General features: G+C 66.1%; 6 protein-coding genes and 2 pseudogenes. 5 read left to right on the top strand and 3 right to left on the bottom strand.

Annotated elements, in window-relative coordinates; genetic code table 11:
• Nucleotides 1-441, bottom strand: a pseudogene (locus MKK75_RS12430) (transposase); the annotation flags it as partial.
• A 187-nt stretch (nt 442-628) separates the two neighbouring features.
• On the opposite strand from MKK75_RS12430, the gene MKK75_RS12425 reads away from it, so the two are divergent.
• The gene (locus tag MKK75_RS12425; protein ID WP_244042874.1) at nt 629-907 is read left to right on the top strand and encodes a hypothetical protein; all 279 of its coding nucleotides are present in this window, start codon (nt 629-631) and stop codon (nt 905-907) included.
• Nucleotides 908-1140: 233 nt separating this feature from the next.
• Nucleotides 1141-2232 (top strand): SGNH/GDSL hydrolase family protein, encoded by a 1092-nt coding sequence (locus MKK75_RS12420; protein WP_244042873.1) that lies wholly within the window; start codon nt 1141-1143, stop codon nt 2230-2232.
• Between the two features lie 13 nt (nt 2233-2245).
• Here the strand turns inward: MKK75_RS12420 and MKK75_RS12415 are convergent, their stop codons facing one another.
• Complete coding sequence (locus MKK75_RS12415; protein WP_244042872.1) at nt 2246-2482, bottom strand: hypothetical protein; 237 nt, start codon at nt 2480-2482, stop codon at nt 2246-2248.
• 704 nt (nt 2483-3186) lie between these two features.
• Complete coding sequence (locus tag MKK75_RS35705; RefSeq protein WP_279593829.1) at nt 3187-3321, bottom strand: hypothetical protein; 135 nt, start codon at nt 3319-3321, stop codon at nt 3187-3189.
• A 125-nt stretch (nt 3322-3446) separates the two neighbouring features.
• On the opposite strand from MKK75_RS35705, the gene MKK75_RS12410 reads away from it, so the two are divergent.
• From MKK75_RS12410 to MKK75_RS12400, 3 genes and pseudogenes are all read left to right on the top strand, one after another.
• Complete coding sequence (locus MKK75_RS12410) at nt 3447-3710, top strand: HNH endonuclease (RefSeq protein ID WP_244042871.1); 264 nt, start codon at nt 3447-3449, stop codon at nt 3708-3710.
• Nucleotides 3711-3898: 188 nt separating this feature from the next.
• Nucleotides 3899-4297, top strand: a complete 399-nt coding sequence (locus tag MKK75_RS12405) for a helix-turn-helix domain-containing protein (RefSeq protein ID WP_244042870.1) — start codon at nt 3899-3901, stop codon at nt 4295-4297.
• Nucleotides 4297-4612: pseudogene (locus tag MKK75_RS12400) on the top strand (DUF3268 family zinc-finger domain-containing protein); the annotation flags it as partial. The gene MKK75_RS12405 and the pseudogene MKK75_RS12400, both read left to right, overlap by 1 nt.

Below are 4612 nucleotides of genomic sequence, written 5' to 3'. Positions count from 1 at the left end.
GGGCGACGATGGCCCGGGTCAGCCCATCCTCGTCCGCCAGCACGGTCGGCACATAGCGCTGCGTGCCCCGATGCTGGCCGACGATCCGGCAGGCGTGACGGTCCGAGAGGCCGTACTTCTCTCGGATCCCGTCCACCGCCTGCCGGCGTCGCTCGGGGGCTACACGTTTCCCGAGGCGACGTCCGCCAGCACCTGACCCACCAAAGAAAGGTCCGCTACCAGCCGCCGCAACCGAGCGTTCTCCCGCTCCAGATCCCTCATCTTTCTGGCCTGATCGACTTGGAGGCCGCCGTACTCCTTGCGTCAGCGGTCGTAGCTCTGCTCGGAGATCTCCGCCTCCTGGCACGCCAGGGCCAGACTCTTGCCCTGGGCTGTCTGCACCTCGATCTGGCGCAGCTTCAGCACCACCTGCTCCGCGTTCGTCTTCTGACCTCGCCGCATGTCCAACTCCCTCGGTCCCGGCTGATCCTCTCAATCAGCCCGGTCCAAAGCCAGCCGGTCAGGTCAAAGTTCGCCAGCGTGCCTATGCCGCGCCGCCGGGCATGGTCGCCAGATGCGCCGAAGCGCACCATGCGGATCTTCGCACACCGCTCGGTAAGACCTCATGCGCCACACCTCGAATGCCATAGTGGCCGTTCTCGCGATCGGCCTCTCCACCGGCGCCGTTGCGCAGGGACGCACCGACACACGCACCGTCACCTGCGCGGCGCTGAGGGCCTTCGTCGCCCGGTCGGGGAACGCGGTGCTCGCGTCGAGCGACCTCGCTTATGAGACCGTCCACCGGGACAGCGGCGCCTGCGAGCAGGACGAGACCGGCGCGCCCGCCTACGAGCCGACGCTGGACGTGCCGGCCTGCTTTGCCGGCTGGCGGTGCAAGCAGCGCAACAGTGACAGCGGGCCGGTGTGATCGAAGGACGATCTGCAAGTCTGCTGAACCGCCGATCCCCGCACCACGACGCCTGAGAAAGTTCGACCGCTCGCGTGGTAGGCTGAAGCCGACGCCGGCGTCCTCGTGATCGCCAATAGTGGCGAGCGGGCAACTGTCGCGGCCGCCCTGCATCGTCTGATCCCAGACGGGTGGGGGGACGTCGCGTTCCCGGCTATCCAGCAGGGGGGATACGATCAGCGAGCACCGCGCCGATGGCGACTACAGACGATGAGACCGCGCGGCGCGAGAAGTTCGTCCACCACGTCCGGTACTTCGACGCTGCGACGCGCTATCCGGCACCCTACATCGGGTTCACCGGGGAGCCGGGCTACAAGTTCGAGCACCAGTGCCTGCCCTACGACGACTCCGGGTTTCTCAACCCTGGCGCCGCGACGCCACGCACGGACCCCGACGAGCTCCGCATCTTCGTAGTCGGCGACAGCACGATGCTGGCCGGCACGGAATGGCGGGAGACCGTTCCGGGCCGGATCCAAGGCCTATTGGGTGCGGCCTACTCCCAGCGGGTCAAGGTCTACAACTTCGGCGCGATCTCCTCGTGCACCGAGCAGATGTGCGCGCTGATCTGGACTAAGCTGCTCGATCTCGATCCTGACATGCTCGTCGTGGTCAGTGGTGGGACCGACGCCTTCCAGCCGCTCACGTTCGATCCGCGGCCCGGGTACCCCTTCAACGCCTTTCTCACCGAGTTCCTGTACACCCACTACTTCGATGAGCGGAACGACAAGTCCTGGCAGTCCAGCCTCGACTACGACGGCGTGGTCACGGCGGCCTTCGACCGGATGACGCGGATGCGGGAGGTTGTCGGCTACGGCACGCCGGCGTGGGAGGCAGAGATCGCCCGAAGCTACAAGGGTTCGCTGATCAAGCTCATCCGCGTGGCCCAGGCGGTCACGATCCCGGTGTTCTACTTCCTCGAGCCGATCGTCGTCCGCAAGCAAACGCTGGACGCGTCCGAGGAGGGCTTGGCCTCACCTGAAGCGCTCGCCTACCTCGCCCGCCAGTACGACCGCTTCGCGCAAGCGCTGGAGGAGCTGCGCACGCACAAGCTTCCGGGAAACCTCCGGCTGATCGACGCCAGCGACGTCCTGAATACCAAGGGTCCAGGATCGTTCTACGACATCGTGCATTACGATAGCCCCGGGCGGACGACCGTCGGCCAATACTTCGCCGACGAGCTTCTCCGGGATGTCCGCAAACGGGGCGATCGCAGGCTGACGCGCAGCAAGAGAGACTGGATGCAGGGCCTCATCGGCCGGTTGGCGCAACGGCCTCGGCAGCGGTGAACCGTCCCGGCACTCAGAACGGGAGCTGATCCGCCAGCCCCGGTGGCACCGTCCCGAAGATCGCCAGCGTGATCGGCTCTCCGCCATCGTCGTAGTCCGGATCCACGACCGTGCGGGTGAAGGCGGCTGCGCCGATGGCTCGGCCTCTGCTGACGCGTTCCTCGGCCACCCGGCAGGCCTCCTCGGGTGCCTTGCAATTGAGAAGGCTGCCGGGGGCAAGTTTACCCTTCGACAGGACGAATAACTGCACGCTATCGGCAGTAATGGGCTTTCAGGACATCACGAACTTTCCTCGATTTGTCAGATCAGGTTGTTAAAGCTGAAGAATGTCCCGGGCTTCGGGTGGGACTATGCCAAATTCGGCGATTGTTATTGGATCGCCCAGCTCCCCGAACTCGTCTGAGCTTCGCCGGCAGAACGCAACTGCGCCAGACGACTCGCCTCGGATCACACACCGCTCTGCTATGCGCCGAGCCTCATCTGCAGTGCGGCATGCTGTGATCCGATCTCAAGACCACTTTCCCGGTCCCGCCTCCTGAAACTGCCGGACAGCGAACTGCACGCTTCGGCCCATGGCCACCTCTCGTTCCGGACACAACCACAGGCTGACATATCCAGAACAAAAGGGGAACATATAATACCGGTGATGTCCTTGGCCTGTGGAGAAGTGTGGATAGCGTCGGCGCACTTGCGCACTATCATACGTAAAAGATGCCGAAACGGTATTCGCACAACATACCACAACGGTATTTTTGTCTCCTCGCCCCGCGCGACGGAGCCGCCCCGGTGCTCACCGCCTACTTTGCCTATCCTTAACACGCCCCGGCCGGCATCCAGGTCGCGAGCTGCCTGCTCGGCTCCCTCGGGATCTTCGCCTTCTGCTTCGCGCCGTGCGTGATCGCCGATCACAGCTCCGCCTACCGGGTGAGCCGCTGACATGGCCGCCCCTCTCGCTCACGGCACCCGCATCGACCGTCCCTCACGGACGGCTCCCTCGTCTTCGGCACCATACTCGGCCCGGCCTTCGGCAACGGCTTCGATCGCGCCGAGCTGAGGGGCGAGGGCGGCGTCCGGATCGTCTGCCTCCACGCCGACGAACTCGTGATCGAACCGGTCTTTGCGGACCTGCGCACGGCGGCGGTGGCGATGCGGGCGCTCGCTGTCCTCACGGCACCCGCGAATCCGGCGCGCCGGACGGGCGTGAGGGCATTCTGATGGCCGCCCGACAGCGCCAGAACTTCCCGAAAGCAGTCCGCATCCAGGCGTTGGAGCGCGCCGACGGCCGCTGCGAGGGCGAACTCCCCACGGGCGATCCCTGCCCCTGCGCGATCCCCACCGGCGGCCGGATCTTCGATCACGTCATCCCGGACGCCAACGGCGGCCGCCCGACGCTCGACAACTGCCGGGTGCTCTGCCTGCCCTGCGATCGTGCGAAGTATTCGGCTGACCGCCGAGCGATCGATAAGGCGCGCCGCTAGCCCTGCTGATCCTCTCGATCGCCGTCGCGCTCGTGCTCATCCCGGTGATCGACGCGGAACTCCGGCGGACGGTCGCCCGGAAAGCCGCGACGGACGCCACGGCCAACGACAACGAGCGGGTGCCGACTTGCGAGCCGGAAAGGCAGGTCGGATGAACGCATCCCCCCCACAATCTCAGCCGCGAGCAGGTGATCGCCCTCCTGGAGGAACGGGACACTTTGCGCGAAGACGTGCGCCAGCTGGAGGAAGCGCTCACGTCGATGATCGTGCTCCCGAAGGCGTGGCGACTGACGACGACCGAGGAGCGGGTTATCTGCGCCATCCGGGCCGTCGGCTTGAACGTCCTACACCGCGAGCGCGGACTTCTTGCGCTCTACGGCCTGTGGGACGAGGTGCCTGACCAGAAGAACATCAACGTGTGGATCTGCAAGATCCGGCAGAAGCTCCGGGAGGCGCAGGCTGAGATCACGATCGAAACGGTCTGGGGCCGGGGCTGGCGGATGACCGCCGAGAGCTGGGTTCGGTTCGACGCGTTCATTGCGGCCGACCGGCCTCGCTGGGGAACACCTTCGCGAGCGGTGGCGTGATGACCGCCCTCAAGCTATTCCGCCCGCGTGCCGAGGTGCATCTCTACCTCGATCCGATCTGGCGCGAGGCCGCCCGGACCGGAGGCTACAGCCGCCGTGAGATCCGGAAGTACACCGGTCCGGCCGGCTCCTACTTCGAGCAGTCCGCGCGCTGCCGCGTCTACGGCTGGCTGCCCGAGCGAATGCTGCTCACCGTGGACGAGTGCCACGCAGCCAAATTCACGGCGGCGCAGTGCCGGCAGGCCATCGATCTGCTGTCCGGCGTCACCTTCGCCGAGGTCCGGCAGTGGGCGCAGCGGACGGGCTTCAAGGTCC

Source organism: Methylobacterium sp. J-030, from assembly GCF_022829545.1.
In the GTDB taxonomy this organism is placed as follows: domain Bacteria; phylum Pseudomonadota; class Alphaproteobacteria; order Rhizobiales; family Beijerinckiaceae; genus Methylobacterium.
This window is presented reverse-complemented; position numbering and strand designations above follow the sequence as displayed.